The 1,570-nt window shown below is 39.5% G+C and carries 3 protein-coding genes; all 3 read right to left on the bottom strand.

Annotated elements, in window-relative coordinates; all coding sequences use genetic code 11:
- Positions 1-511: transketolase family protein (locus KIH86_RS20130; RefSeq protein ID WP_407672325.1), on the bottom strand; the 511-nt coding region annotated here is incomplete at its 3' end.
- Positions 511-1,149 carry a transketolase gene (locus KIH86_RS20125; protein WP_235775510.1) on the bottom strand — a complete coding sequence of 213 codons (639 nt, stop codon included), beginning with the start codon at positions 1,147-1,149 and terminating at the stop codon, positions 511-513. The genes KIH86_RS20125 and KIH86_RS20130, both read right to left, overlap by 1 nt.
- A 76-nt stretch (positions 1,150-1,225) precedes the next feature.
- Positions 1,226-1,570: NAD-dependent epimerase/dehydratase family protein (locus KIH86_RS20120; RefSeq protein ID WP_407672323.1), on the bottom strand; the 345-nt coding region annotated here is incomplete at its 5' end.

The raw sequence follows: 1,570 nt of genomic DNA, 5'->3' as shown, positions 1-1,570 counted from the left end.
TATCTGAAAGTTCATTATGAATCTTCGGCTCCCTATTTTTCCCAAGACGAATATACATAGGCCCATCGTGTGTAACACTTTGTCTAATAATTTCTTTCACTTCGACAGGATCGCCCGGGCAACATACTGTCATATTGGGAAGAGCTCTCATAATAGCTATATCTTCAATGGAATGATGAGTTGCCCCCGCAGGGCCGTATGAAAATCCAGCCCCCACCCCCACCATACGAACATTAGTTCGCATGTAAGCCAGATCAACTCGCACCTGTTCAAAACATCTCATAGTCACGAATGGTATAATACTGTAAACATAAACAATTTTCCCGGAAAGAGCCAGACCTGCTGCAACACCTACAGCATTTTGTTCGGCAATACCAACATTTAAGTATCGATCCGGAAAACGATCTCTGAATTTTTCTAAAACAGAGTAACCTATATCAGGAGTTATCAAGAAGATTCGGTCATCCAACTCAGCTTGGTGAACAAGTTCCGTTATAAACGTATCTCTCATTACACATCACCTAATTCTTTAAATGCCAATAAAAGTTCTTCATCATTTGGCGATTTATAGTGCCATTCCAGCTTGTTTTCCATAAATGAAACACCTTTTCCTTTTACTGTATGAGCAATAATTGCTTTTGGACCCTTATGTGAAGTTTTCAAGGTTTGCTCAATTTCGTTTATATCATGGCCATCTATTTCAAAAGTTTCCCACCCGAAGGATTTCCATCTCTCTGCCATGTTTTCTTGATTAATCACTTCATTGGTCCAACCAAAGCTTTGAAGCTTATTGTAGTCGACTATTACTGTCAAATTAGATAATTGTAATGTCGATGCCAACATAACAGCTTCCCATATGGAGCCTTCATTACACTCACCGTCTCCGACAATAACATATACTTTTCCGGGGTTATGACTTTGCCGGTTAGCTATAGCCATACCAAGTCCAATTGACAGACCATGACCAAGAGAGCCGGCTGATGTCTCAATTCCAGGAACTGCCTCCATATCTAAATGTCCTGGCAGAAGACCGTTATTGATATAATAGCGATCCAAGTAACTTTTTGGAAAAAATCCCCTTTCGGCCAATGTAGCATACAATGCAGCGCCACCATGTCCCTTACTTAATACAAACTTATCTCTCTCCACCAACTGNAGACGATCTTGAATAATGAACCATATGCAATATTGATTTTCTAATATTATTCGTTATCATATTTATCTCCTAATGGCTGACTAGACTTAATATTGATCTCAATTTTGTAACGTCAGCTTCCCACATGATTGGCTCAAACATTCTGGATGCAGCAGCACTCCAGGTCGGCTGTATATGCTCTTTACCCATGTGTTTCGCAATATCGTTGTAGAATTGCTCAATGGTTCTTTGCTTTCCGGTTCCCACATTGATTATCTCACCGGATGGATAGTTTGTATTAACAATCTTCAAGTAAATATCTACAACCTCTTCAATAGATATGAAATCTCTAACTGAATCAGGCTTGGATAACTTGGGAGATTCGTTGTTCAGTAACTTTTCAACAATACTAGGGTACAAACGTGAGGGATCTTC

It is taken from the genome of Paenibacillus sinensis, assembly GCF_019904155.1.
In the GTDB taxonomy this organism is placed as follows: domain Bacteria; phylum Bacillota; class Bacilli; order Paenibacillales; family Paenibacillaceae; genus Paenibacillus_AQ; species Paenibacillus_AQ sinensis.
The sequence above is the reverse complement of the archived record's forward strand: the minus strand, read 5'-3'. Positions and strand labels throughout refer to the sequence as shown.